The 23,685-nt window shown below is 70.2% G+C and carries 21 protein-coding genes; 9 read left to right on the top strand and 12 right to left on the bottom strand.

The genetic code is table 11. The features are described 5' to 3' along the window. The first annotated feature begins 71 nt into the window (after nucleotides 1-71). Both CXQ97_RS03995 and CXQ97_RS03990 read left to right on the top strand, forming a co-directional pair. On the top strand, nucleotides 72-1,961 hold the full coding sequence (locus CXQ97_RS03995) for a DUF349 domain-containing protein (RefSeq protein WP_258062239.1): 1,890 nt from the start codon (nucleotides 72-74) through the stop codon (nucleotides 1,959-1,961). 224 nt (nucleotides 1,962-2,185) lie between these two features. Continuing rightward, entirely contained in the window at nucleotides 2,186-2,842 is a 657-nt protein-coding gene (locus CXQ97_RS03990) for a hypothetical protein (protein WP_104179549.1), read from the top strand. 11 nt (nucleotides 2,843-2,853) lie between these two features. Here CXQ97_RS03990 and CXQ97_RS03985 read toward each other — a convergent pair whose 3' ends face one another. From CXQ97_RS03985 to pdxT, 9 genes are all read right to left on the bottom strand, one after another. Further along, entirely contained in the window at nucleotides 2,854-5,259 is a 2,406-nt protein-coding gene (locus CXQ97_RS03985; protein ID WP_104179548.1) for a bifunctional (p)ppGpp synthetase/guanosine-3',5'-bis(diphosphate) 3'-pyrophosphohydrolase, read from the bottom strand. Nucleotides 5,260-5,444: 185 nt separating this feature from the next. Next, nucleotides 5,445-6,443 carry a protein translocase subunit SecF gene (gene secF / locus CXQ97_RS03980; protein ID WP_104179547.1) on the bottom strand — a complete coding sequence of 333 codons (999 nt, stop codon included), beginning with the start codon at nucleotides 6,441-6,443 and terminating at the stop codon, nucleotides 5,445-5,447. Next, nucleotides 6,440-8,200, bottom strand: a complete 1,761-nt coding sequence (secD, locus tag CXQ97_RS03975; protein WP_104179546.1) for a protein translocase subunit SecD — start codon at nucleotides 8,198-8,200, stop codon at nucleotides 6,440-6,442. Before secD ends, secF begins: the two co-directional genes overlap by 4 nt. 86 nt (nucleotides 8,201-8,286) lie before the next feature. Then, entirely contained in the window at nucleotides 8,287-8,850 is a 564-nt protein-coding gene (gene yajC / locus CXQ97_RS03970) for a preprotein translocase subunit YajC (RefSeq protein WP_181034964.1), read from the bottom strand. Between the two features lie 98 nt (nucleotides 8,851-8,948). Further along, complete coding sequence (gene ruvB, locus CXQ97_RS03965) at nucleotides 8,949-10,064, bottom strand: Holliday junction branch migration DNA helicase RuvB (RefSeq protein WP_104179545.1); 1,116 nt, start codon at nucleotides 10,062-10,064, stop codon at nucleotides 8,949-8,951. Continuing rightward, the gene (gene ruvA, locus CXQ97_RS03960) at nucleotides 10,061-10,690 is read right to left on the bottom strand and encodes a Holliday junction branch migration protein RuvA (RefSeq protein WP_104179544.1); all 630 of its coding nucleotides are present in this window, start codon (nucleotides 10,688-10,690) and stop codon (nucleotides 10,061-10,063) included. The genes ruvB and ruvA overlap by 4 nt, the downstream gene beginning before the upstream one ends. A gap of 153 nt (nucleotides 10,691-10,843) precedes the next feature. After that, a complete protein-coding gene (ruvC, locus tag CXQ97_RS03955) occupies nucleotides 10,844-11,413 on the bottom strand; it encodes a crossover junction endodeoxyribonuclease RuvC (protein ID WP_104179543.1) in 570 nt (189 codons plus the stop codon). Between the two features lie 45 nt (nucleotides 11,414-11,458). Then, the gene (locus CXQ97_RS03950; protein ID WP_104179542.1) at nucleotides 11,459-12,217 is read right to left on the bottom strand and encodes a YebC/PmpR family DNA-binding transcriptional regulator; all 759 of its coding nucleotides are present in this window, start codon (nucleotides 12,215-12,217) and stop codon (nucleotides 11,459-11,461) included. A gap of 2 nt (nucleotides 12,218-12,219) precedes the next feature. Further along, nucleotides 12,220-13,089 carry a pyridoxal 5'-phosphate synthase glutaminase subunit PdxT gene (gene pdxT, locus CXQ97_RS03945; protein ID WP_104179541.1) on the bottom strand — a complete coding sequence of 290 codons (870 nt, stop codon included), beginning with the start codon at nucleotides 13,087-13,089 and terminating at the stop codon, nucleotides 12,220-12,222. A 113-nt stretch (nucleotides 13,090-13,202) separates the two neighbouring features. Here pdxT and CXQ97_RS03940 point away from each other — a divergent pair, with 113 nt between their 5' ends. The 3 genes from CXQ97_RS03940 (at nucleotide 13,203) to CXQ97_RS03930 (ending at nucleotide 15,747) form a co-directional block, all read left to right on the top strand. Beyond that, nucleotides 13,203-14,474, top strand: coding sequence for a Mur ligase family protein (locus CXQ97_RS03940; RefSeq protein WP_104179540.1), 1,272 nt, complete (start codon nucleotides 13,203-13,205; stop codon nucleotides 14,472-14,474). Continuing rightward, on the top strand, nucleotides 14,474-15,244 hold the full coding sequence (locus CXQ97_RS03935) for a type 1 glutamine amidotransferase (RefSeq protein WP_104179539.1): 771 nt from the start codon (nucleotides 14,474-14,476) through the stop codon (nucleotides 15,242-15,244). The genes CXQ97_RS03940 and CXQ97_RS03935 overlap by 1 nt, the downstream gene beginning before the upstream one ends. Nucleotides 15,245-15,384: 140 nt before the next feature. Beyond that, complete coding sequence (locus CXQ97_RS03930; RefSeq protein WP_104179538.1) at nucleotides 15,385-15,747, top strand: VOC family protein; 363 nt, start codon at nucleotides 15,385-15,387, stop codon at nucleotides 15,745-15,747. A 176-nt stretch (nucleotides 15,748-15,923) separates the two neighbouring features. On the opposite strand, the gene CXQ97_RS03925 is transcribed toward CXQ97_RS03930, so the two are convergent. Next, nucleotides 15,924-17,498 carry an alpha/beta hydrolase domain-containing protein gene (locus CXQ97_RS03925; protein WP_104179537.1) on the bottom strand — a complete coding sequence of 525 codons (1,575 nt, stop codon included), beginning with the start codon at nucleotides 17,496-17,498 and terminating at the stop codon, nucleotides 15,924-15,926. Nucleotides 17,499-17,704: 206 nt separating this feature from the next. Here CXQ97_RS03925 and CXQ97_RS03920 point away from each other — a divergent pair, with 206 nt between their 5' ends. The 4 genes from CXQ97_RS03920 to CXQ97_RS03905 all read left to right on the top strand — a co-directional run bounded on the left by CXQ97_RS03920 (nucleotide 17,705) and on the right by CXQ97_RS03905 (nucleotide 21,379). Continuing rightward, nucleotides 17,705-19,714: a M3 family metallopeptidase gene (locus CXQ97_RS03920; RefSeq protein ID WP_104179536.1), complete on the top strand. Its 2,010-nt coding sequence runs from the start codon at nucleotides 17,705-17,707 to the stop codon at nucleotides 19,712-19,714. A gap of 22 nt (nucleotides 19,715-19,736) precedes the next feature. After that, complete coding sequence (locus CXQ97_RS03915; protein WP_146069567.1) at nucleotides 19,737-20,453, top strand: GNAT family N-acetyltransferase; 717 nt, start codon at nucleotides 19,737-19,739, stop codon at nucleotides 20,451-20,453. Nucleotides 20,454-20,483: 30 nt separating this feature from the next. After that, the gene (locus CXQ97_RS03910) at nucleotides 20,484-20,984 is read left to right on the top strand and encodes a DinB family protein (protein WP_104179535.1); all 501 of its coding nucleotides are present in this window, start codon (nucleotides 20,484-20,486) and stop codon (nucleotides 20,982-20,984) included. A 131-nt stretch (nucleotides 20,985-21,115) separates the two neighbouring features. Further along, entirely contained in the window at nucleotides 21,116-21,379 is a 264-nt protein-coding gene (locus CXQ97_RS03905; protein ID WP_104179534.1) for a hypothetical protein, read from the top strand. Between the two features lie 75 nt (nucleotides 21,380-21,454). On the opposite strand, the gene pdxS is transcribed toward CXQ97_RS03905, so the two are convergent. Further along, a complete protein-coding gene (gene pdxS, locus CXQ97_RS03900) occupies nucleotides 21,455-22,369 on the bottom strand; it encodes a pyridoxal 5'-phosphate synthase lyase subunit PdxS (RefSeq protein ID WP_104179533.1) in 915 nt (304 codons plus the stop codon). A gap of 872 nt (nucleotides 22,370-23,241) precedes the next feature. Further along, the gene (locus CXQ97_RS03895) at nucleotides 23,242-23,454 is read right to left on the bottom strand and encodes a hypothetical protein (protein ID WP_104179532.1); all 213 of its coding nucleotides are present in this window, start codon (nucleotides 23,452-23,454) and stop codon (nucleotides 23,242-23,244) included. Nucleotides 23,455-23,685: the final 231 nt, after the last annotated feature.

Raw genomic sequence — 23,685 nt, 5'->3', positions numbered from 1 at the left:
GACTCCTAGACCCAGCATGAAATGGCCCCGGCGTTGCTCACGGCCATCCGACGAGCGAAAGACTTCTAGCGGTGACAGACAGTCAGCAATCCGACGAAACGACCATCGGCCAGGACACGCAGCAGGACGCTGCGGCAGGCGATGACGCCAGCGTGTCCGCGTCCACGGCATCAGCCCCGGCTCCGGGCGCGCCTGCGACCGACCTCCAGGACACGGACCCGGCCACGCCTGCGGTCGCCGCCGAGCACGAGTCGGACGCCCCGGCTGCCGACACCGCGGGGACCCCGGAGGCCGAGGCGTCTGCCGCAGGAGAGCCCGAAGCCGCTTCCGCGGCCGGCGGACCGGCAGACGTCGAAGCGCCGGTGTCGGCTGGTGGCGCAGCCACGGAAGCACCCGCGAACGCCGCCGAAGCACCCGCTGACGCCGAAGCACCCGAAGCACCCGCTGACGCCGGAGCACCGACCACATCCGGTGAGGACGCCCCGGCAGGCCCGGCGGCGGCATCCTCCGAGGGCGACACTGCGACGCATGCGACCGGTGACACCGGTGCGGCGGAGCCGTCGGTCCCGCTGGCCGCCGAGCCCGCACCGCTGAGCACGCCGTCGCCGAGCACCGCCCCTCCGCGCCCGCCGCTGCCCACCGCCATGGCACCGCGGCCGCTGAAGAAGAAGGCCCAGCCCCTGGCGGCCCCGCCCGCACACAGCACCTCCCTCGAGGAAGCCGGCAGGTTCGCCCGGGTGGAGGAGGACGGCCACGTCTTCCTCCTGGTCGACGGCGCCGAGCACCCGGTGGGCCAGTACCCCGACGCGACCCGCGAGGAGGCGCTGTCCTACTTCGTGCGCAAGTACGACGACGTCGTGAGTCAGGTCGCGCTGCTGGAGCAACGCGTCCAGGCGAAGGCGCCGTCCTCGGACATGGCCAAGACCGCGAAGCACCTGCGCGCGCAGGTCGGCGAACGCAAGATGGTCGGTGACGTGCTCACGCTCGAGGCGCGTATCGAGGCTCTGCTCGTGGAGATCGGCGGCCTGGAGAAGTCGGAGCGGGCAGCACAGGACGCCCTGAAGGCGAAGGAGCTGGCCGCCCGCGAGGCGATCGTGGCCGAAGCCGAGGAACTCGCGGGACGCGACCCCTCCACTGTCCAGTGGAAGGCGAGCAGCACGCGCATGAACGAGCTCTTCGAGCTGTGGAAGGCCGCGCAGAAGGCCGGTCCGAGGCTCGGTCGGGGCACAGAGGATGCCCTCTGGAAGCGCTTCCGGTCCGCACGCACCGTGTTCGACCGCCACCGCCGCGCCTACTTCTCCCAGCTGGACAGCGACAACGCCGAGGCGAAGCAGGCCAAGGAAGCGCTCATCAAGCGCGCCGAGCAGCTCTCGGACTCGACGGACTGGGGCTCGACCGCTGCCGAGTACCGCCACCTCATGGACGAGTGGAAGTCGTCGAAGCGCGCCAGCCGCAAGGACGACGACGCCCTCTGGGCCCGCTTCCGCGCGGCCCAGGACCGCTTCTTCGAGGCCCGCAAGGCCGCCAACGAAGCCGTGGACGAGGAGTACTCGGGCAACCTGACGGCCAAGGAGGCACTCCTGAAGGAGGCCCAGCAGATCCTGCCCATCAGGGATCTCGCCGCCGCCAAGAAGGCGCTGCAATCCGTGCGCGACCGCTGGGACGAGGCCGGCAAGGTCCCCCGCGCCGACATGGGACGCATCGACGCAGGCCTCCGCAAGGTCGAGGATGCCGTCAAGGCCGCCGATGACGAGCACTGGACGAAGACGAACCCCGAGACGAAGGCACGCACCAACAGCGCGCTGAGCCAGCTCGAGGCGACCATCGCGCAGCTCAAGGACGACCTGGCCGACGCGGAGCGCGCAGGCAATGCCAAGAAGATCGCCACCGCCAGGGAGGCGCTCGCGGCGCGCGAGCAGTGGCTCGAGATGCTGCAGCGGTCCGCTCAGGACTTCTCCTAGCCGAGCGGGCCTCCCGCGGGAGGCCCGCTCGCCGGGAGGCGCGCTCCCGGCGCGGGTGCACTGGCTCGGATGCCCGCGAGGTCCGCCCGGGGCTTCTCCTGGCCGCAGGCCCTCCCCCGCGCCGCCCGACCGCGGCGTGCGCCGTCCTGCCGGTGGCCCTCGGGCTTGTCCACATCGGCACGGCGGGGCTTCTCCGGGGTTCCGGCGGTGAGGATGCTGGGACGATGGCCCCCCTGGACAGAGTCGATGGCGCAGCACCTCCGGAGCGCGTCCTGGGCACGGCCGGGCAGCCCGTCACGTCAACCGGGGGCGCGATCTTCCATGCCGGGGAGATCTTCTCCTCCGCCGAGCTTCAGGGCATGCGGCTCGACGGGCTGGTGCACCTCGTCATCGGCAACTCGTACCTCCGCAGCGACTTCAGGGAGGACCCTGCCACGCGTGCACAGGCCGCCGTCCGCAGCATCCCCCGCTCGATCCGGCCGCGCGTGGCACTGGGCCGCTCCTGCGCGGCCTGGGTTTACGGCTGCGCTCCGCCGCCCGCGCTGATCAGCCTCGTCACGGACCATCGGCGCCGCACCACGGCACTGCCGCCCTTCACACCGGCGGTCATGCACCAGGTGGCGCTCGGTCCGTTCGACGTCAACCTGGTCGGCGGGGTGTCCGTGACGACGCCGCTCCGGACGGCCCTGGACATCGCCGTGCACGGCGAGGAACGGGATGCGGTGCCGATCCTCCGGGCGATCGGCAGGTCCGCGGAACTGGGCTGCCCCCTGCGCCTCGTCGAGGCGGCCCTCGTCAACACGTCGCGTGTACCGGGCAAGGCCAGAGCCCTCATGCGTCTCCGCGTCGCCCGGCATCCGCCGCGGGAGCACCGGCTCTGAGTGCGGACCCGTCAGGGGCGCCGCTGGGAGCCCGTCGTCCTGTACACGTCGAAGACTCCGTCGATGCGGCGCACCGCGCTGAGGATGTGGCTCAGGTACTTCGGGTCACCCATCTCGAACGCGAAGCGCGACATGGCCACCCGGTCCGAGGACGTGTTCACGTTCGCCGCCAGGATGTTCACGTGGTTCTCGGCGAGCACGCTCGTCACGTCCGAGAGCAGGCTCTTGCGGTCCAGGGCCTCCACCTGGATCTCCACGAGGAACACGCTCGACTGCGTCGGGGCCCACTCGACCGGCACGATCCGGTCCGGCTGGTCCCGCAGCTCCTGGACGTTGCGGCAGTCGCTGCGGTGCACCGAGACGCCGGAGCCGCGCGTGACGAATCCGATGATCGGGTCCGGCGGCACGGGCGTGCAGCAGCGGGCGAGCTTCACCCAGACGTCGCCCACTCCCCGGACCGTGACGCCCGAGTCGGAGAACTTGGGCCGGCGGGGCTGGGACGCGACGGCGGTCTCGGCGATCTTGTCCTCGGCGTCCTCGTGCCCGCCCATGAGCGCCACGAGATGCTCGATCACGTTCTGCGCTGAGGTGTGGCCGTCCCCGACAGCGGCGTAGAGCGCGGAGATGTCCTGGTGCCGGAGCTCCTGGGCGACCGTCAGCAGGGCGCTGTGCGTCATCATGCGCTGCAGCGGGAGGTTCTGCTTCCGCATCGCGCGGGTCAGCAGCTCCTTGCCCTTGTCGATCGCCTCCTCGCGGCGCTCCTTCGTGAACCACTGCCGGATCTTGTTGCGTGCTCGCGGGCTCTTGACGAAGCCCTGCCAGTCCTGACTGGGCCCGGCACCCTCGGCCTTGGAGGTGAAGATCTCCACCCAGTCGCCGTGGTTCAGCTCGCTGCTGAGCGGGACGAGCTTGCCGTTGACCCTCGCGCCGATCGTCCTGTGGCCGACCTCGGTGTGGACGGCGTAGGCGAAGTCGACCGGTGTCGAGCCGGCCGGGAGCGCCATCACCTCGCCCTTGGGCGTGAAGACGAAGACCTCGCGGGCATTGATCTCGAACCGGAGGGAGTCGAGGAACTCGTCCGGGTCCGACGTCTCCTGCTGCCAGTCCACGAGGCTCCGCAGCCAGCCCATGTCGCCGTTGTCGGCCGCCTCGGGCGGCTTGCCGCCGTTCTTGTACTTCCAGTGCGCCGCCACACCGTACTCGGCACGGCGGTGCATGTCGTGCGTCCGGATCTGGACCTCGACAGGCTTCCCGCCGGGGCCGATCACCGTCGTGTGCAGCGACTGGTACATGTTGAACTTCGGCATCGCGATGTAGTCCTTGAACCGCCCGGGCAGGGGGTTCCAGCGCGAGTGGAGGGAGCCGAGCGTCGCATAGCAGTCCCGCACGCTGTCCACCAGGACGCGGACGCCCATCAGGTCATGGATGTCGTCGAAGTCCTTACCGCGGACGATCATCTTCTGGTAGATCGAGTAGTAGTGCTTGGGGCGGCCCGTGATCGTCGCCCTGATCTTCACGGCCCGGAGGTCCTCCTCGATCTGGTTGCGGACGAGGCTGAGGTGCTTCTCCCGCTCGGGGGTCCTGTCCCCCACCATCCGGACGATCTCCTCGTAGACCTTGGGGTGCAGTGCAGCGAAGGACAGGTCCTCGAGCTCCCACTTGATGGTGTTCATGCCGAGCCGGTGGGCGAGGGGCGCGAAGATCTCGAGCGTCTCCCTGGCCTTCTTCGCCGAGGAGGCGGGCGAGACGAACCGCCACGTGCGGGCGTTGTGGAGCCGGTCGGCGAGCTTGATGACGAGGACACGGATGTCCTTCGCCATGGCCACGACCATCTTGCGGACCGTCTCGGCCTGCGCCGCGTCCCCGAAGGACACCTTGTCGAGTTTTGTGACGCCGTCCACGAGCATGGCGACCTCGGGCCCGAAGTCGCGCTTGAGCTCTGCCAGGGTGTACGAGGTGTCCTCGACCGTGTCGTGCAGGAGGGCTGCGGCGAGGGTGGTGCCGGTCATGCCGAGTTCGGCGAGGATCGTGGCGACGGCGACGGGGTGCGTGATGTACGGGTCGCCGCTCTTGCGTGTCTGCCCCTCGTGGCTGCGCTCCGCCACGAGGTAGGCGCGCTGGATCAGGTCGAGATCCTCTCGCGGGTTGTTCGCGCGGACGGTGCGGAGCAGGGGTTCGAGGACGGGCGAGTACCCCGAGGAACCGCGCCCGGTGAGACGGGCGATGCGCGCGCGCGTCCGGCCGCGCCGTCCGGGAGCCACCTGGTCGGCACTCGTGGCCGAGGGCGCGGAAGTGGGCGACTCCGGCTGCACCAGCCCGGGCCCCGGGCCCGGCCGAGGCACGTCGGTGGTGAGCTGACCGGGGACCCCGGGCACCGCAGCACCCTGGTCCTCTCCGGGATTCACCGCTTCAGCCATGTGCACCTCAATCTCCCTGCGGGATCCGGTAGGAATCCATCGCGCCGCCGGTTATGCGGCAGCTTCAAGTCTAGCCGGGCTTCGAACGGCCTCAGCCGCAGGAGGCCCGTGCGGGCCTCCTGCGGCTGAGGGTCGTGCTGCGGCGTCGGTGCGCTCAGTGGAGCCGGCCTGGCGTGCGCCCGGCGTCAGGCGGAGGCCGCTTCCAGCGAGCGTCGGTTCAGCACCTTCTTCTCCTGCTTCCTCAGCTCCGGTTCGTTCAGTCGCAGCGCCGCGTACAGCGGGGCCGCGATGAAGATGGTGCCCAGGGTGCCGAGGATGATGCCGATGAACAGGGCCAGCGAGAGGTCCTGGAGCGTGCCCGCCCCGAGCAGGAACGAGCCGATGAACAGGATCGAGGCGACCGGCAGGATCGCCACCACCGAGGTGTTGATCGACCGGACGAGCGTCTGGTTGACGGCGAGGTTGACCTGCTCCGCGAACGTCCGCTTGGTCGAGATGGTGACGTCGGCGGTGTTCTCCCGGATCTTGTCGAAGACCACCACCGTGTCGTAGAGGGCGTAGCTGAGGATCGTCAGGAAACCGATGATCGCCGACGGCGTCACCTCGAAGTCACTCAGCGCGTACAGACCGGCCGTGACCACCATGACCACCACGAGCGCCGCCATCGCGGCCAGCGCCATCTTCCAGGTGCGGAAGTAGATCGCCATCAGGATCGCGGCGAGGAGCACGAACACGCCGAACCCGATCAGGGCCTGGCGGCTGACGTCCTCGCCCCAGGTCGGACCGACGAAGCTGGAGGTCACCTGGTCCTCGCCCACCCCGTACCCGCTCACGAGGTTGTCACGGACGCTGAGCGTCTGGTCGTCCGACAGGCGCTCGGTCTGGATGCGCATCGTGTCCGCGGCGATGTTCGTGACGCGCGGTACGGCGTCGGGTACGACGTCGGTGACCGCCTTCTCGCCGACCGCGGTATCGGTGTTGTCCGTGGCGGAGACGGTGAACTCGGATCCGCCCCGGAAGTCGATGCCGAGATTGAAGCCGCCCTTGACCACCGGGATGATGAGCGAGATCAGGAGGGCGATGCCGGCGATGAGGAACCACAGGTTCCGCTTGGCGACGAAGGGGTAGGAGCGCTTGCCCGAGTACAGCTCGTTGCCGAAGGTGGCGAAGTTCGTGCGGCTCATTCGTTGGTCTCCTTCTGGGAAGAACCGGTGCGCCCGGCGGCCGATGACCCGGTGCGCCCGGCGAGGGCCTTCTGCTGCTCCTCGCGACGGCGCTCGGCGATGGTCAGGCGCCGCTCGGCCTCGGCCGAGGCCCCCTTGTTCCTCGTGCGGGCGACGGCGACGGGCGCCTGGCCCGGTTCGCGCAGCCGACCGGCTCCGCGGTAGAGCGGGATGCCGCCGAGGCGGCGCGGGTCGAGCCCGGACCAAGGGTGGCCCTCGCCGAAGAACTTCGTCCTGGCGAGGAGGCGGAGGACAGGGTGCGTGAACATGAACACGACCACGAGGTCGGCGATCGCCGTGAGGCCGAGGGTGAAGGCGAAGCCGCGCACGTTGCCGACGGCGACGAAGTAGAGCACGAGGGCGGCGAGCAGGTTGACCGCCTTGGAGGCGAGCACCGTCCGCTTGGCCCGGCGCCAGCCGTTCTCCACGGCGGAGACGAGGCCGCGCCCGTCCCGCAGTTCGTCGCGGATGCGTTCGAAGTAGACGATGAACGAGTCCGCCGTCTGGCCGATGGCGACGATGAGGCCGGCCACGCCGGCGAGGGACAGGCGATAGTTCTCCGTCCAGCCGAGGATGCAGATGGCGAGGTACGTCAGGATGCCCGCGACGACCAGCGAGGCGATCGTGACCAGTCCCAGGAGCCGGTACTGGAACATCGAGTACGCGGCCACGAGCAGGAGGCCGATCAGGCCCGCGACGAGTCCGAGTCGCAGCTGGTCGGCGCCGAGGGTCGCGGAGATCTGCTGTTCGCTCTGGATCTCGAAGCTGATCGGCAGGGCACCGTACTTCAGCTGCTCCGCCAGGGCCGCTGCCGACTCCTCGGTGAAGTTGCCGGTGATCTGGGGGTTGCCGTCGGGGATGACGGCGTTGGTCGTGGGAGCGGAGACGATCCGCCCGTCGAGGACGATCGCGAACTGGTTGCGAGGGTCGCCCTGGCCGAGCGCGTACAGGCGCTCCGTGACCTCGCGGAAGGTCTCGGTGCCCTCGTCGTTGAAGTCGATGGTGACGGCCCAGGTGTTGAGGGTCTGGCCCTGTGGGCTGCGCTGCAGGCCGTAGCTGGCCGTCGAGATGTCGGTCCCGGGCACCTCGACAGGTCCCAGGATGTACTTGCCCTGGGTGTCGGGCTCGCAGGCGACCATGGGCTGGTCGGCGGGCGCGGGCTCCTCGGCGGGCTCGAGGGCCGCCGGGTCGAGGCAGTCGAGCGCCTCGAACTGCTTGTAGAGCTCCGGCGTGATCCAGTTGGGGTCGCTCGCGTCCTGGGGCTCGGCGGCCGGCTTGGGCAGCTGGTCGTCCGGCGTGGGGGTCTCCGCGGCCGCCGCCTGGCCGGGGCCTCCGGCGAGGACGGGGCGGAACTCCATCTGCGCGGAGGCCTGGATGAGGTCGCGCGTCTGGGGGTCCGGTGTACCGGGCAGCGACACGATGACGTTCTGGCCGGACTGCGTGTTGATCTCGGCCTCGGCGACGCCGGAGCCGTCGACGCGCTGGCGGATGATCTCGACGGCCTGGTCCAGTTGTTCGGGTGTGATGTCGCTGCCGCCCTGGACGCGGGGGGCGAGGATCATCTGCGTGCCGCCCTCGAGGTCGAGGGCCAGGCGCGGGCTCCAGCTCGCGGTGCTCCAGTAGGAACCCGCTCCCAGCAGGATCGCGAGCAGTGCTGTCAATGCGCCCAGCCAGACAAGTGTCCGCTTGGCTGCCGTCCCGGGACCGGTACGAGGCATGGTGGATGTCCTTATTCAGTGGCGCGTCTCGGGCGCCGGGTTGATGCTGACGGGCGCCCGGCTGAGTACCGGCGCCCTGGGGAATGCTAGTGGTCGGGGTTCGCCCTGGGGTCGCGGTTCTCCCGGGCGGCTTCGCGGTTCAGGCGTTCCCGGGTCTCCTCGGGGCTCTCGACGCCGGACGCCGCGCCTGCGGTTCCCGCGGCGGTGGACCCGGCGGTCGGCGTGCGGTCCGGAAGGTCCCCGCTGAGCGACGACGCGTCGTCGGGCACCGTGGTGCCGTCGACGGCGGCGTCGGTGGACGCGATCGAATCCGTGGAGTCGGTGGCATCAACGACGGCGGGTTCCTGCTGCACCACCTTCGACAGGGCCTGCGTGTGGACGGTCGCGAGGTTGCCGGGCGACAGTTCGAGGACGGCCTTGTTGTTCTCCTGGTCGATCGAGACGATCGTGCCGTAGAGCCCGAACTGGGTCATGACCTCCGTGCCGGGCTCCATCTGCGTCCGCATCTCCTTCACCTGCTGCTGCGTCTTCCGCTGCCGCCGGAACATGGTGAAGATCAGGAACGCCAGCGCCAGCGGCAACAGCAGGGAGAAGATGTCGAAGGCTGGAGCATCTCCTGAGGCGTTCTGGGCGACTACGTGTGCAAGCACTGGGATTCCGTTCCTGGGACTGGGTGTGGCGGCAGCATTGTGCCCCGGCACACATGAGAGAACACCAGTGTAAAGGGGAATTCCGGGCGCACGGCGCGTCAGGACTCCGGCTGCGCCCAACTGTCAAGCGCGGATTCGGTGTCCAGCAGCGATTCCGGCGCCACGGAGAACAGGTCCTCGGGCATCGCGGCCGCGACGTTCTGCGGCATTTCGAGGCCGAGGTGCTTCCAGGCGGCCGCCGTCGCGATCCTGCCACGCGGCGTCCGGCCCAGCAGCCCCTCGCGGACGAGGTAGGGCTCCGCGACGGTCTCCACCGTCTCGGGCTCCTCGCCCACCGCGATCGCCAGGGTCGACAGGCCCACGGGCCCTCCGTTGAACTTGGTGATGAGGGCCATCAGGACGGCGCGGTCCAGGCGGTCGAGACCACGGGCATCCACCTCGTACATGTCGAGGGCAGCGCTCGCCGAGCGCGCGTCGATGAGGTCCACGCCGTGCACGAGCGCCCAGTCCCGCACACGGCGGAGCAGGCGGTTGGCGATACGCGGCGTGCCGCGCGATCGGCCGGCGATCTCGGCGAAGGCAGCGGAGCTCACCTTCATGTCCATGAGCATGGCAGAGCGCCGGAGCACCAGTTCGAGTTCCCCGGTGGAGTAGAACTCGAGGTGGCCGGTGAAGCCGAAGCGGTCCCGGAGCGGCCCCGGCAGCAGCCCGGCACGGGTGGTGGCTCCCACGAGGGTGAAGGGCGGCAGTTCGAGGGGGATCGCCGTGGCACCCGGACCCTTGCCGACGATGATGTCGACCCGGAAGTCCTCCATGGCCATGTAGAGCATCTCCTCGGCAGGCCGGGACATGCGGTGGATCTCGTCGAGGAAGAGCACCTCCCCGTCGGTGAGGGAGGAGAGGATCGCCGCGAGGTCCCCCGCGTGCTGGATCGCCGGCCCCGAGGAGATGCGGAGCGGCGCGTTCATCTCCGAGGCGATGATCATGGCGAGGGTCGTCTTGCCGAGACCCGGAGGCCCGGAGAGCAGCACGTGGTCGGCGGTGCGCCCGCGCATGCGCGACGCCTCGAGGACGAGGGAGAGCTGCCGCCGGACGCGCTGCTGCCCGACGAAGTCGTCGAGGTTCTTGGGACGGAGCGCCGCCTCGATGGCGCGATCCTCCGGATCGGCGGCGGGGGCGACGACCGTCGCCTCCTCGGGCTGCTGGTCGGTCACGATCCCACCTTCGCCCGGGCCGAGCTCCGCGCCCCGTCCTGGCCGAGCCGGCGCAGGGTGAGCTTCAGGATCTGGCCGACGTCGCCCGTCGCTGCGACCTCCGGCGCGTCGGCGACGGCGGCGTCGATCGCCGCCCCGGCGTCCTTCTCGGACCAGCCGAGGCCCATCATGGCGGTGAGGACCTGCCCCTGCCAGGTGCGCGCGGGCACACCGGGTTTCGCCTCGAGCGGCACCAGCTTCCCGGCGAGTTCGAGCACGATGCGCCGGGCCCCCTTCGGTCCGATGCCGGGGACCTTGCTGAAGGCCTTGTCGTCGCCCGACGACGCGGCGACGCGGATCGCCTCGGGCGTGTGGACGGCGAGGACGGCGAGGGCGAGCCGGGGTCCGACGCCGCTGACGGCGAGGAGCGTCTCGAAGACCTCGCGCTGGTCGGCGTCCTCGAAGCCGAAGAGCGTCATGGAGTCCTCGCGCACGATCATGGCGGTGGCGACGGAGGCCTGCTCCCCCACGCGCAGTCCCGCGAGGGTCTGGGGGGTCGCCTGGACCTGCATGCCGAAGCCGTTGACGTCGAGGACGGCGGAGTGCAGGCCCACGTGGGTCACTGTTCCTCGCAGGGAACTGATCATGTAGAGCTCCAGGGCAGATGCGGGTCGGCCGGGCGGGTCACCCGACGTCGAACATACGTTCTAATGTCCAACGGTACCGGGGTCTCGCCGTCCGATCGAGTCGCCACACCGGGAACTGCGTGGCGACGGGGCGGCGCGGTCGCGGGGCCGACGCTAGCGTCGTCGTGCCCGCGCCTCCGCCTCGGCCCAGATGCGCTGCGCGGGCGTGACCGTGCCGCCCGATGCCGCGGCGCCCTGCTGCCCCACTCCCCTGCGCCAGGCATGGGTTATCGCGAGTGCCAGGGCGTCGGCGGCGTCGGCGGGCCTGGGCGCCGTCTCGAGCCGGAGGATCTTCGTCACCATCTTCGTGACCGCGGCCTTGTCCGCCTGCCCGTTGCCGGTGACCGCCGCCTTGACCTCGGTGGGGGTGTGGAGCGCCACGGGGATGCCACGCCGCGCGGCGGACACGATCACGACGCCGGACGCCTGCGCCGTCCCCATCACGGTGCTGACGTTGAGCTGGCTGAAGACGCGTTCCACCGCGAGGACCTGCGGCTGGTGCAGGTCGAGCCACGAGTCGACGGCCTCCGAGATGACGAGGAGCCGCTCGTCGAGGCTCCTGCCGGCCTCGGTGCCGACGACACCCACCGCGACGAGCGTGGACCGCCTGTTCGGTTCGATGTCGACGACGGCGAGGCCGCACCGCGTGAGGCCGGGATCGACGCCCATGACGCGGTAGGTCATGGCGTCATCCGTCCCCGGGGGCCGGACGCGGGGAGGGCTCCGATGTCAGTCGTCGTTCTCGAGCTCCGCCAGGACCTCGTCCGGCAGGTGTGCGTTCGAGTAGACGTTCTGCACGTCGTCGAGCTCCTCGAGGGCGTCGACGAGCCTGAGGAACTTGCGTGCGCCGTCGGCGTCGAGGTCGACCTGCATGGACGGCACGAACTCGACGTCGTCGGTCTCGTACTCGATGCTGCTCCCGTCGAGCGCCGCGACGACGGCCCGCAGATCCTGGGGCTCGGAGACGATCTCGAACGTGTCGGCCGATTCCTTGACCTCGTCCGCCCCGGCGTCGAGGACGGACATGAGCAGTTCGTCCTCGGTGAGGCCGTTCTTCGGCAGTGTCACGACGCCCTTGCGTGCGAACAGGTAGGCCACGGAGCCCGGGTCGGCGATGGTGCCGCCGTTGCGGGAGATGCCGAGGCGCACCTCGGAGGCCGCGCGGTTCTTGTTGTCCGTGAGGCACTCGATCAGCAGGGCGGACCCCTGGGGGCCGCGGGCCTCGTACATGATCGTCTGGTAGTCCACGGCCTCGCCGAGCAGGCCGGCCCCGCGCTTCACCGCACGGTTGATGTTGTCGATGGGCACAGACGTCTTCTTGGCCTTGGAGACGGCCAGTTCGAGGCCGGGGTTACCCGCGACGTCGGCACCGCCGGCCCGCGCCGCGACCTCGATGTTCTTGATCAGCTTCGCGAAGGACTTCGCGCGCTTGGCGTCGATCGCGGCCTTCTTGTGCTTGGTTGTTGCCCATTTGGAGTGGCCCGACATGCTTACGCTTCTCCTCTGATCATCCGGATAAAGAGTTCGTGGACCCGCCGCTCACCCGTGACCTCCGGGTGGAAACTCGTGGCCAGCAGGTTCCTCGAACGCACTGCGACAATTCTAGCGACCGGCTCCAAGTCGCTCCCCGGGCCGACCATGGCGCCTGCCGGAGTCCCGCCCGGGCCGCCTGCCGGAGTGCGGTCGGACGGGCCCGCCTGGGGCGTCTCGGCGGCGGGCACCTGGGCCAGGACCTCGACGTCGGCGCCCACCTTCTCCACCCACGGTGCGCGGATGAAGACGGCCCGCATGGGCGCGTCCCCGGCGACGGGACCGGTCGCCGCGAGACCCGCGAACGCGAGGTCGGTCTCGAAGGAGTCGCGCTGGCGGCCGAAGGCGTTGCGCCGCACCACCATGTCGAGGCCGCCGAACGTCTGCTGGGGGTCGCCGTTCCGGTCGGTCGCCGGGTCGGCGATGACGTCGGACAGCAGGATCATCCCCGCGCACGATCCGTAGACCGGCAGGCCGCCCGCGATCAGCTCGCGCAGCGGTCCGGCCAGGCCGAAGGTGCGCGTCAGTTTGTCGATCGTGGTCGACTCCCCGCCGGGGAGGATCAGGCCGTCGACCGCGGCGAGTTCCGACGCGCGCCGGACGGGCACGGCACGGCCCCCGAGGGACTCGATCGTCGCGATGTGCTCGCGCACGTCGCCCTGCACCGCGAGCACCCCGACGACGACGTCCCGGCCGGTCCGTCGCGCGGCGTCGGCGGATCCGGCCGCCTGCGGGACGGCCCCGGACGATGTCCGGGACGCCGTGCCGGACAGGGCGCCGGACAGGGCGCCGGACAGGGGGAAGGACTCCGGGGAGGACGGGGAAGTCATACCCCCGATTCTAGGCCGTCGCCGCCCCGCCGCCCCTGCCGGGCGGACCGGCGTGAGCAGCGCCTCGCCTCCGCGTCCCGGGATGGCGGGTGAGCCTGCGATAATTTGTAGGCATGAATCCCCTTCCAGTCCTGGTGGGCAAGGCCGTGCGCATCGCCTTCCGCCTGCGCGGCGGCGGCTCCGCGCTCCCGGGCCTCGTGGTCGAGCGCCTCGACCCCCGCTTCATGGGCCGCGCGCTGTCCACCCTCCCGCACGGCGTCGTCGTCGTCAGCGGGACGAACGGCAAGACGACCACCACGAAGATGGTGGTGGAGCTGCTCGAGGGCCAGGGCCTGAAGGTTTTCACCAACCGCACGGGCAGCAACTTCACCCGCGGGGTCGCGGCAGCACTCCTCGGTGACGTCGACTGGCGGGGGCGCCTCGACGCCGACGTCGCGGTCCTCGAACTGGACGAGGCACACGCCGTGCACTTCGTGAAGCTCGTGCCACCCAGGTACTCGCTCCTCCTGAACGTCCTGCGCGACCAGCTCGACCGCTTCGGCGAGATCGATGCGACCACGCGCCTGCTCGAGCGCATCGCCCTCGCGACGACGGGGACGGTCGTGCTCAACCGCGAGGACCCCCGCGTCGCGGGCCTCGCCACCTCCGTCACGACGGCGCAGGTCTCCTACTTCGGCCTCGACGCATCGCTGCGGAGCACCTTCCCGAACGACGACGAGCTGCGCGGCGCCGAGGGCGTCGCACCCGCGTCCGCGCTGCCGGCCGACGTCGTCCTCCGCTCGGTCGACGGCAATGCGGCATCCTTCGAGGTGGAGGGCACCACGACGCACACCGACCTGCGCCTGCGCGGCGTCTACAACATCTTCAACGCCGCGGCGGCCCTCGCTGCGGCCCGTGCCGTCCTCGGCGGGACCGCCGACACCGGCAGGCTCTTCTCCTCCCTGGCCGCCGTGGAGCCCGCCTTCGGACGCGGTGAGAGCCTCGTCGTCGACGGTCAGGCCCTCGAACTGGTGCTCGTCAAGAATCCCAGCGGCTTCCGGCTCGGCCTGAAGTCCTTCGATCCCGCAGGCTGCGCGACGATGATCGCGATCAACGACAACTATGCCGACGGGCGCGACATGTCCTGGCTCTGGGACGTCGACTTCGACTCGCTCGGCCTCGGCGGCGTGGACATGGTGAGCGGCGTCCGCGCCTACGACATGGCGCTGCGGCTCAAGTACGACGACGTCCGGGTGACCGCCGTCGAGCCCGACATCACCGACGCCCTGAAGCAGTTCGTCCTCGGCTCCGAGGGCAGGCCCAAGCGCATCTTCTGCACGTACACGGCCATGCTCGCGGTACGCCGCGAGCTCTCCAAGATCACGAAGGTCGAGGTTGTCTCCTGATGAGTGACGCCCCATCCGCCGGCGCCCTGAGCGAGGCACCCGCCGACCCGTCCAAGGGCACCCTGCGGATCCTGCAGCTGTACCCGCGCGAGATGAACATCTACGGCGACTACGGCAACGTGCTCGTCCTCAAGCGGCGCCTCGCGTGGCGCGGCTACGGCGTCGAGATCCTGGAGCACAACGCCGGCGACGGGTTCCCGGACGACGTCGACATCATCATCGGCGGCGGCGGTCAGGACAGCGGGCAGGTCGTCATCCAGGACGATCTGCAGGCCATCGCGCCGACGCTCCGCGGCCTTGCCGAGGACGGCACGCCGATGCTCCTGATCTGCGGCCTCTACCAGTTGTTCGGCAACGTCTTCCGCACCCACGACGGGACCGTGATCCCGGGGATCGGCGTGCTGGACCTCGAGACGCGCGGCGGGACGGAGCGGCTGATCGGCAACGTGGTCGCCACCAGCGAGGAGTTCGGCGAGATCCACGGCTACGAGAACCACAGCGGCCAGACCTTCCTCGGGGACGGACTCAAGCCCCTGGCGACCGTCGTCAAGGGAGCAGGCAACAACGCGCAGGAGAAGCACGAGGGCGCCCGCTACAGGAACATCGTGGCGAGCTACCTCCACGGCTCGCTGCTCCCGAAGAATCCCGCGATCGCCGACTTCCTGCTGCGCACCGCGGCCGAGCGGAAGTTCGGCACGTTCGACGCCGGCGGCGTGGATGACTCGCTCGCCGACCTCGCGCGGCAGCACGCCGGGGCGAGACCCCGGTAGGGACAGGACCACGGCTGTCCCGTCAAGGGGCGACGGCGCCCCGACCCGCCGCGGAGCCCTGCCGGTAGCGTTCCATCCGAGGGCCCCGGCCGGGGCCCACGACCCATCGGATCCGGAACCGGGTCCGCGGAAGGAGCGTCATGGCCAAGGGAGTAGCAACCGTCTGGGTACCCGTCGAGAACATGGACAGGGCCCTCGCCTTCTACCGGGACACCCTGGGACTGACCGTCACGATGGAACAGGCGGACTGGTCGACGGTCGACGCCGGCGGGCTGACCATCGGCCTCAATGCCAGGGAGGACACCCACGGCGGTCGCGGCGGCGGCGCCGTCATCAGCTTCGAGCCCGACGGGTCCATCGAGGACGAACTCGGGCGCATCTCGTCCCGGGGCGGCGGATCGGTCGAGGGCGAGGTCAGCGAGTACCCCTGGGGGCGGATCCTGCCCTTCAAGGACAGCGAGGGCAACGACCTCCAGCTCTACTCGCCCCCCACCGAGGGCTGAGTCCGGCAGCGGCCGTCGTCCCCGAGGGGGATGCAGGGTCGGCAGGCCGGCGCATCGCATTCCGACCGTCCACCCATGAGCAGGCGCCCCGGGGCGGCGAATGCCCGGACGGACGGGTGCATCGGGAGACGGGAGGACGAGGAAGGCTCCCGCCGGAGCGGGAGCCTTCGTCGGCGTCAGGGGATATCGCTCCTCGCGGCGTCCCTGGCCAGTTCGCGTGCGTCGTAGTCCGTCAGGAACTCCTGGCGTTCCAGCGTCCGCACACTGTCCTTGACCGCCCTCACGTACGCCCCGTGGTTCCGGTACAGGCCGTCGATGACCTCCTGCGACAGCGGCCGCTCGTACCCGGCGATGAAGCAGAAGGACGCTCCGGTCGCCGTGCCGAACCAGGTGCTGGTCGGCGCATCGAGGAAGGGAGAACGCAGGCCTCCCTGCACGTTGCCGAACTCGTCCAGCACGGGTGCGCCGTCGCGCACGAGGATCGGCTCCGCGCGGGGTGGTGCGACGCCCTCACGCACCCACAGATCCAGGTTCCGGAGCGCCGCGTTGAAGAAGATGGAGCTCGGGAACCTGCTGCGTGGCCCCTCGTTGCAGGACGCCGGTGGTACGGCGCGCCCTGCCGCGACGATGTCCTCGGACGACGCCGAGAACGTCAGCTCGTCGGGCGTCGCGTGCCCGGCCCCGGCCATCTCGTAGTGCCGGTACTGGTCGCCGGGCGCATCACTGTCCGCGCGGCGGGAGCCGATGCCGAGCAGGTAGTCCGACTGCGACATCATCCGCATGATCGGCACGCCGACGTTCTCGAACTGGCGGCGCGCATCGGTGGCGGGTGGTGCCGGCTCGCACTGGTTCATGGGGTAGGCACCGGCGAAGGCACCGCCGGCGACGGCGACGATGTACGCGTCGTAGATCGGCTCGCCGTCGGACTCGACGACGAGCGGATGCACGCCGTTGATGTAGTTGACGAGGAAGCCGCCCGTCTGGGAGTAACCGAACCCGTAGGCGTGCTCCACCCGGGTGTCCCGGGAGCCGTAGCGCAGCGGGTTCGCGTCGTCGTCGCTCCGCAGCCACGCCCCGACCTGCGAGTAGATGTCCCAGATGAGGCCGTTCTCCGTGGTCCGCGACGAATCGGACGCCACCGTGGCGCAGTTGCCCGGGTCGGTGGACGGGAGCGGGTTCGCGAAGGAGAGCGATGCGTACCGCTCGGGGTCGAAGGTCTTGAGCGCCTCGACGGCGATCGGCTTGGCGGTGATCCCCACCCACGCGTCGCCGTTGGCCACGATCTGCTCCTGGGCCACGGCCCAGCCGATGTTGAGGTCGAACAGGTTGCTCGGGTTCAGCATCTCGACCACCACGTTGCCGCTGAACTCCCGGCCCTTCGCCGGCTTCCGGACGAGCACACGGGTGGTGTACGGGGCGTCGGCGGTGCGGACCTGGGCGGGTCCCTGGGCGGGCCAGGTGTAGACGTTCGAGGTACCGCTGACGAGGTACTCCTCCTCCGTGTAGCCGAGGTCCCCGAGGTCCTGCGGGACCTCCTGGTGGTCGGCGGCACCGAAGGGGTAGGACTCGGCCGAGGAGGCCAGCGGGCCCTCGACGGCAGGGATCGGCGTCGTTCCATCCGGTTCCGCGGCCGCGGCGACGGGCGCCTGCGGAGGTGGTTCCTTCGCGGCGGCCGGGACGGCGGACGCGCCGACTCCGGTGAGGGCGAGGGACAGCGACAGCAGGATGGATGTTCGGGAACGCATGCTCATGGGTTCTCCTTCTCGGAACCGGGCTGCGCTGCCCGGCGTGCTCCGCGGCACACCGGCGTCGGTGCCGGGTGCCCCGCCGCGCCACCGATGTCCGGCTCGAGCCCCCACGATCATCGGCCGGCGAAGCATTCCGACCCTAGGTAGCGCCTACCCGCAGGGTCAAGGGTGGTGCGGGAAAGTGCAACAACGTGCAAAAGTTAGTTCCCATGAGCAACCCTTTCCTCGCGCCGAGTACCCTCGACTACCAGCTGCCCCCGTTCGCGGCCATCCGGGACGAGCACTACCTGCCCGCCTTCGACGCCGGGTTCGCCGACCACCTCGCCGAGATCGCGGTGATCACGGGCTCCGCAGAGGCGCCGACGTTCGAGAACACGCTCGTCGCCCTGGAGCGCGCGGGGAGCACCCTCGACCGCGTGTCCCGCGTGTTCTTCAGCAACTCGGTCAGTCATGCGACCCCTGCCATCCAGGAGCTCGAGCAGCAGGTGGCTCCGCGCCTTGCCGAGCACGAGGACAACATCAAGCTCGACAGGGCGCTGTTCGAGCGGATCCGCCAGGTGCCGGTCGACGGGCTCGACGACGAATCCGCGCGCCTCGTCGACGAATACCTGCGCAGTTTCGTGCGGGCAGGTGCCGAGCTCGACGACGGCGCTCAGGCCACGCTCCGCGGACTCAACTCGGAGCTGTCGGCACTCAGCACGGAGTTCTCGCAGAAGCTCCTGAAGGACACGAACGACTCCGCGTTGCTGCTCGGGTCCGCCGCGGAACTCGACGGACTGTCCGCCGACGCGGTCTCGGCCGCTGCTTCCGCGGCCGCGGACGCCGGGCACGAGGGCAAGTACCTCCTGACGCTCATCCTCCCGACCGCACAGCCCGCCCTGGAATCGCTCACGGACCGGGACGTCCGCCGTCGTCTGCACGAGGCGTCCGTGAACCGCGGAGCGCGTGGCAACGACGCGGACACCCTCGCGATCGCCACCCGCATGGCGACGCTCCGCGCCGAGCGTGCCGCCCTCCTCGGGTTCGATACGCACGCCGCCGCCGCGACCGACAGCCAGACCGCGCCGTCCCTGGACGCGATCCTCGACCGGATGCGTGAGCTCGCTGCACCCGCCGTCCGTAACGCGCGCGCCGAGGCCGCCGAGCTGGAGGCCGAGGCGGGCCACCCGATCGAGCCGTGGGACTGGGCCTACTACGCGGCGAAGGTCAGGAAGGCGAAGTTCGACGTCGACATGGACGCCCTGCGCCCCTACTTCGAACTCGAGCGTGTCCTCCAGGACGGTGTCTTCCACGCCGCCAACCGCCTCTACGGCCTGACGTTCACGGAGCGCCCGGACCTCGAGGGCTACCACCCCGACGTCCGCGTGTGGGAGGTCTTCGACGAGGACGGCGCGGGACTCGGCCTGTTCCTCGGTGACTTCTACACCCGCGACACGAAGAGCGGGGGAGCCTGGATGAACTCCTTCGTGGACCAGTCGACGCTCGAGGACACGCGCGCCGTCGTCATCAACAACCTGAACATCTCGAAGCCGGGAGCGGGCGAGCCGACGCTGCTCTCCTACGACCAGGTGGTCACCACGTTCCACGAGTTCGGGCACGCCCTGCACGGCCTGTTCTCCGACGTGACCTACCCGCTGTTCGCCGGGACGTCGGTGCCCCGCGACTTCGTCGAGTACCCCTCGCAGGTCAACGAGATGTGGATCCTGTGGCCCGAGATCGTGGCCAACTACGCGCGCCACCACGAGACCGGGGAGGCACTCCCCCAGGACGTCGTCGACCGGATCCATGCCGCCGGGGCGTGGGGCGAGGGCTTCGAGACGACCGCGTACCTCGGCGCCACGCTGCTCGACCTCGCCTGGCACTCCATCCCCGCAGGCACCGTCATCGAGGACCCGCTGGCCTTCGAGGCAGCGGCACTCGCCGACGCGGGCGTGGATTTCGCGCCCGTCCCGCCGCGCTACCGCACGTCCTACTTCAAGCACATCTTCGCGGGCGGCTATGCGGCGTCGTACTACGCGTACATCTGGAGCGAGATGCTCGACGCCGACACCGTCGAGTGGTTCAAGTCCTCGGGTGGCCTCACCCGCGGGAACGGCGACCACTTCCGGCGCGAGCTGCTCTCCCGTGGCAACAGCATCGATCCGTTGGAGGCGTTCCGTCGGTTCCGCGGGCGGGACGCGGACCTCCACCCGCTGCTCGTACGCCGCGGCCTGGCATGAGGCCGGCCCCGGACCGCGCCGCATGGTGACCATAGCCCAGTGCCAGCGGTTGCACGCAGCCTGGTTCGCCGCGCTCGCGGCGGCCACGGGCGGGAAGACGTTCTCCACGCACGGCTGCACATGGGTCTGGCTGCCGGCCCGGCGTGAACTGATGATGATGTTCCCCGAGGCCGTCACGGCCTCTGCCGTACGGCCGGCGCTGGCGGAGGGAACGAGGCTCGGCGCGACGACCGCACGGGTATGGCTCAACGGCGCCGTGGACGCCGTCGACCTCGGATCCCTCGGCTTCGCGCCCGGGTGGCAGCCGTGGTGGATGGCCGCGCCGGTGTCGGCTGTCGTCCGGTCCGGGGACGACGATGCCGTGCTCACCGACGCGGTCCCGGACTACTGGGGCCCGCTGGAGCAGGAGCTGCGGGTGGTCCGGTCTCAGCCGCGGCACGCCTGGCATGCCGTGACCCGGGACGCCGGGGGCGGCAACATCTCCGGCGCCGCCTACTCGTTCCACCCCGCCGGCGTGGCCGGCCTGAGCGGGCTCGGTGGGATCCATCAGCTCGAGGTCCTCCCCGCCTACCAGCGCCGCGGACTGGCGACCGCGCTGCTGAGCACGACGGCGCGGGCCGCGAGCGAGGCCGGCGCCGTGCACCTCGCGGTGAACGCCACTCCCCACGGGTACGAGTTCCTCTCGCGGCGCGGCTTCACCCTGCTCGGTCGTGGCCGGACCTGGTCGCTCGACCTCTGAGCGACGCACCGGCGTCGCTACTGTGGGGGCATGACGATCGATCCACGCCCCTTCCCTCCCGCGGCCGCGGATGAGAAGGCCACGCTGACCGGGTTCCTGGACTACCTCAGGGGGACGGTCGTCCTCAAGGCCCGGGGACTGAGCGACGCCGACGGCGCCCGGCGGATGCTGCCCTCCCCCACCACGGCCTCGGGGATCGTCCGCCATCTCGCCCAGGTGGAACGCAGCTGGTTCCACGACGACATCGACGGTGACACCGACGGCCCCTGGGCCCGGTCCCGGCGGGACAGGGTGTGGGAGTTCGGCGTCACCGCCGAGGACAGCCTGGACGACATCCTGCTCGACTACGCCGAGGCGTGCGCGGAATCGAGGCAGGTTCTGTCGGGGCACGGCCTCGATGACCCCTGCCTCGGGACGTCGAAGGAGCACAACGTCCGCTGGGTGCTCGTCCACATGATCGAGGAGACCGCGCGCCACTGCGGCCATCTCGACATCATCCGCGAGCTGCTCGATGGGACGACCGGGCAATGACCTGTTCGGTCGCCGCGTGACCCTGCCCTGGGGCCCGGTGGGGGCTCGGCGGCTGGGCGGGACCGTCGTCGACGATCTACGGGAGCCCCGTCGACGCCGGGACCGACGGCGTCGTCGGGAACGCGATCCCCGTGCGCAGCGGCGGCCTGCCCGCTGGCGTACCCGGTGGGACCCACGTCCTGGTCGAAGCTGCCCCCGAGTCGGCCCAGGTGCGCATCACGCAGGCCGAGATGCTGTATCCGCAGATCCTGACGGCCTACGACGAGGTCTGTGCCTGGCTGTCGCGCGAGGGTCTCACGCCCGCGCTCCCTCCACGCGAGATCGTCTTCGCCGCCGTCGACGATGCGCACCCGGAGGCCGAGGTCTGCGACATCGCCGTGCCCTTCCTGAGGTAGGTCCGGGTCGTACAAGACGCGAGGACCGCAGCCGAGACGGCTGCGGTCCTCGACGGTCCCGTGGACTGCCTGGTGCTACCAGCCGCGCTCTGCGAGGCGGTGGGGCTGCGGGATCTCGTCGACGTTGATGCCGACCATGGCCTCGCCCAGACCACGCGACACCTTGGCGATCACGTCGGGGTCGTCGTGGAACGTGGTCGCCTGGACGATGGCGTTCGCCCGCTCGGCGGGGTTGCCGGACTTGAAGATGCCGGAGCCGACGAACACGCCGTCCGCGCCGAGCTGCATCATCATGGCAGCGTCGGCCGGGGTGGCGATGCCGCCTGCGGTGAACAGGACCACGGGCAGGCGGCCGGCGGAGGCCACCTCCTTCACGAGCTCGTACGGCGCCTGCAGTTCCTTCGCGGCGACGTACAGTTCGTCCTCCGCCATCGAGGACAGCCGGTTGATCTCCGAGCGGATCTTGCGCATGTGCATCGTGGCGTTCGAGACGTCGCCGGTTCCAGCCTCGCCCTTCGACCGGATCATCGCCGCGCCCTCGTTGATACGCCGCAGCGCCTCGCCGAGGTTGGTGGCGCCGCAGACGAAGGGGACGGTGAACTTCCACTTGTCGATGTGGTTGGTGAAGTCGGCGGGCGTGAGGACCTCGGACTCGTCGATGTAGTCGACACCGAGGGACTGCAGGACCTGCGCCTCGACGAAGTGGCCGATGCGCGCCTTCGCCATGACGGGGATGGAGACCGTGGCGATGATCTTGTCGATCATGTCGGGGTCGCTCATGCGGGAGACGCCACCCTGCGCGCGGATGTCGGCGGGGACCCGTTCGAGCGCCATCACGGCGACCGCACCGGCGTCTTCGGCGATGCGTGCCTGCTCGGCGGTGACGACATCCATGATGACGCCGCCCTTGAGCATCTCGGCCATCCCGCGCTTGACCCGGTTGCCGCCGGTCTGAGCTGTGGTTGCCGAACGGTCTTCAACGGTGGACACGATTTGCCCCTAAAGGTAGATAAAAGCTGACCCTCCATGATACGACGCAGGGCGGCTCCGCCCGTGCCGCCTACCGCGCACCGTCGTCCGCTGTCACGCCGACCGCGGCCATAGCGGACCGCGACGCCCGTGGTGCGTCGGCTCGGCCTGTCAGGGTCCATCGACGCGGCCTGACGCCACGAACCTCGCGCAGCGTCCTGCCACAACGGGACGGACGTGGCGCCGGCAGCGATCAGGGGCCCGACGTCGATGGACGTCACCGTCTCGGGAATTCCACGCTCCCGCCACTCGCAGCCCACCTGCAGGGCCGGCGCGGGAGGCGTCGGCCAGATCCAGCAATAGCGGGCCCAGGAGTCCATGTCGGCGACGGGACGCGACATCCCGTCCGTGACGGGCCCTTCGACCTCGTCCTGCACGGATTCGACGCCTGCCCAGGGCGAGTCGTCCTGCGTGGTGACTTTTCGTCCGTCGCTGAAACCGACACCCCGGCGGAGGCCGTCGGGCTTGGAACGTTCGTCCAGCTGGCCCCGGCCGTGGGCACGCTCGAGGTAGAAGACGGTGCGATGGCGGCCCGGTCCATGCCGGCGTATCGAACGGCGGGAGATGGTCGTCGTCGTCGAACGCGCGGACCTGCTGCTCCTCGAGGAACGGTGTCGTCAGCAGATCCCCCGCCGTGCAGATGAGTAGGACCCAGGGCTAAGCCGCTCGACCTCCGGGCTCCACGGCAGGTCATGGTCCGGGCATCACGGCCGGTCATGGTCCGGCACTACGCCCGGTCCTGGCACGTCACGACGCATCCGTTCCGGTGCCGGCGCGCCATATCGGAAACCGCTTCGATCACCGTATCGATAGCCCCGCAGGGTCCAGCAGGCCTACCTGTCGGCGGTCGCTGGTCGGTCGGTCGCCGAATCGCGTCGTTCGAGTTCGTCCTGCACGCGGTCCTGTCCGTCGGACCAGGGGGAGGAACGGATAGGGCCGGCCGTTCCCCGCGCGCACGGCGGCGACGCACCGCGCTGCAGCAGGAGCAGGTCCCGGTCCGAGACGATATGCAGGTCGACCGGTAGCCATCCGGTTCGCTGGATCATGGCGTGCCCCTCCGTGGTCGTCGATGCTCGTTGTCGGGTAGACGGAGGAATGCGCCTCGATTCATCGGCACATGGCACCGGGAGGGGTATTCCGCACGTCCTCACGCTTGATGGGCCACCCGGTCCGACCCTGCGACTCCTCTGCAGCTTCCCCCTCTGACGCTCGGTCCGACGGTCAGCGTTCGAACCTCAGCCTTGGTGCAGGATTGCCTCAGCGCGTCCATCCGGTGA

The sequence above is a fragment of the Arthrobacter sp. B0490 genome (genome assembly GCF_002929355.1).
Classification (GTDB): domain Bacteria; phylum Actinomycetota; class Actinomycetes; order Actinomycetales; family Micrococcaceae; genus Arthrobacter_D.
This window is presented reverse-complemented; position numbering and strand designations above follow the sequence as displayed.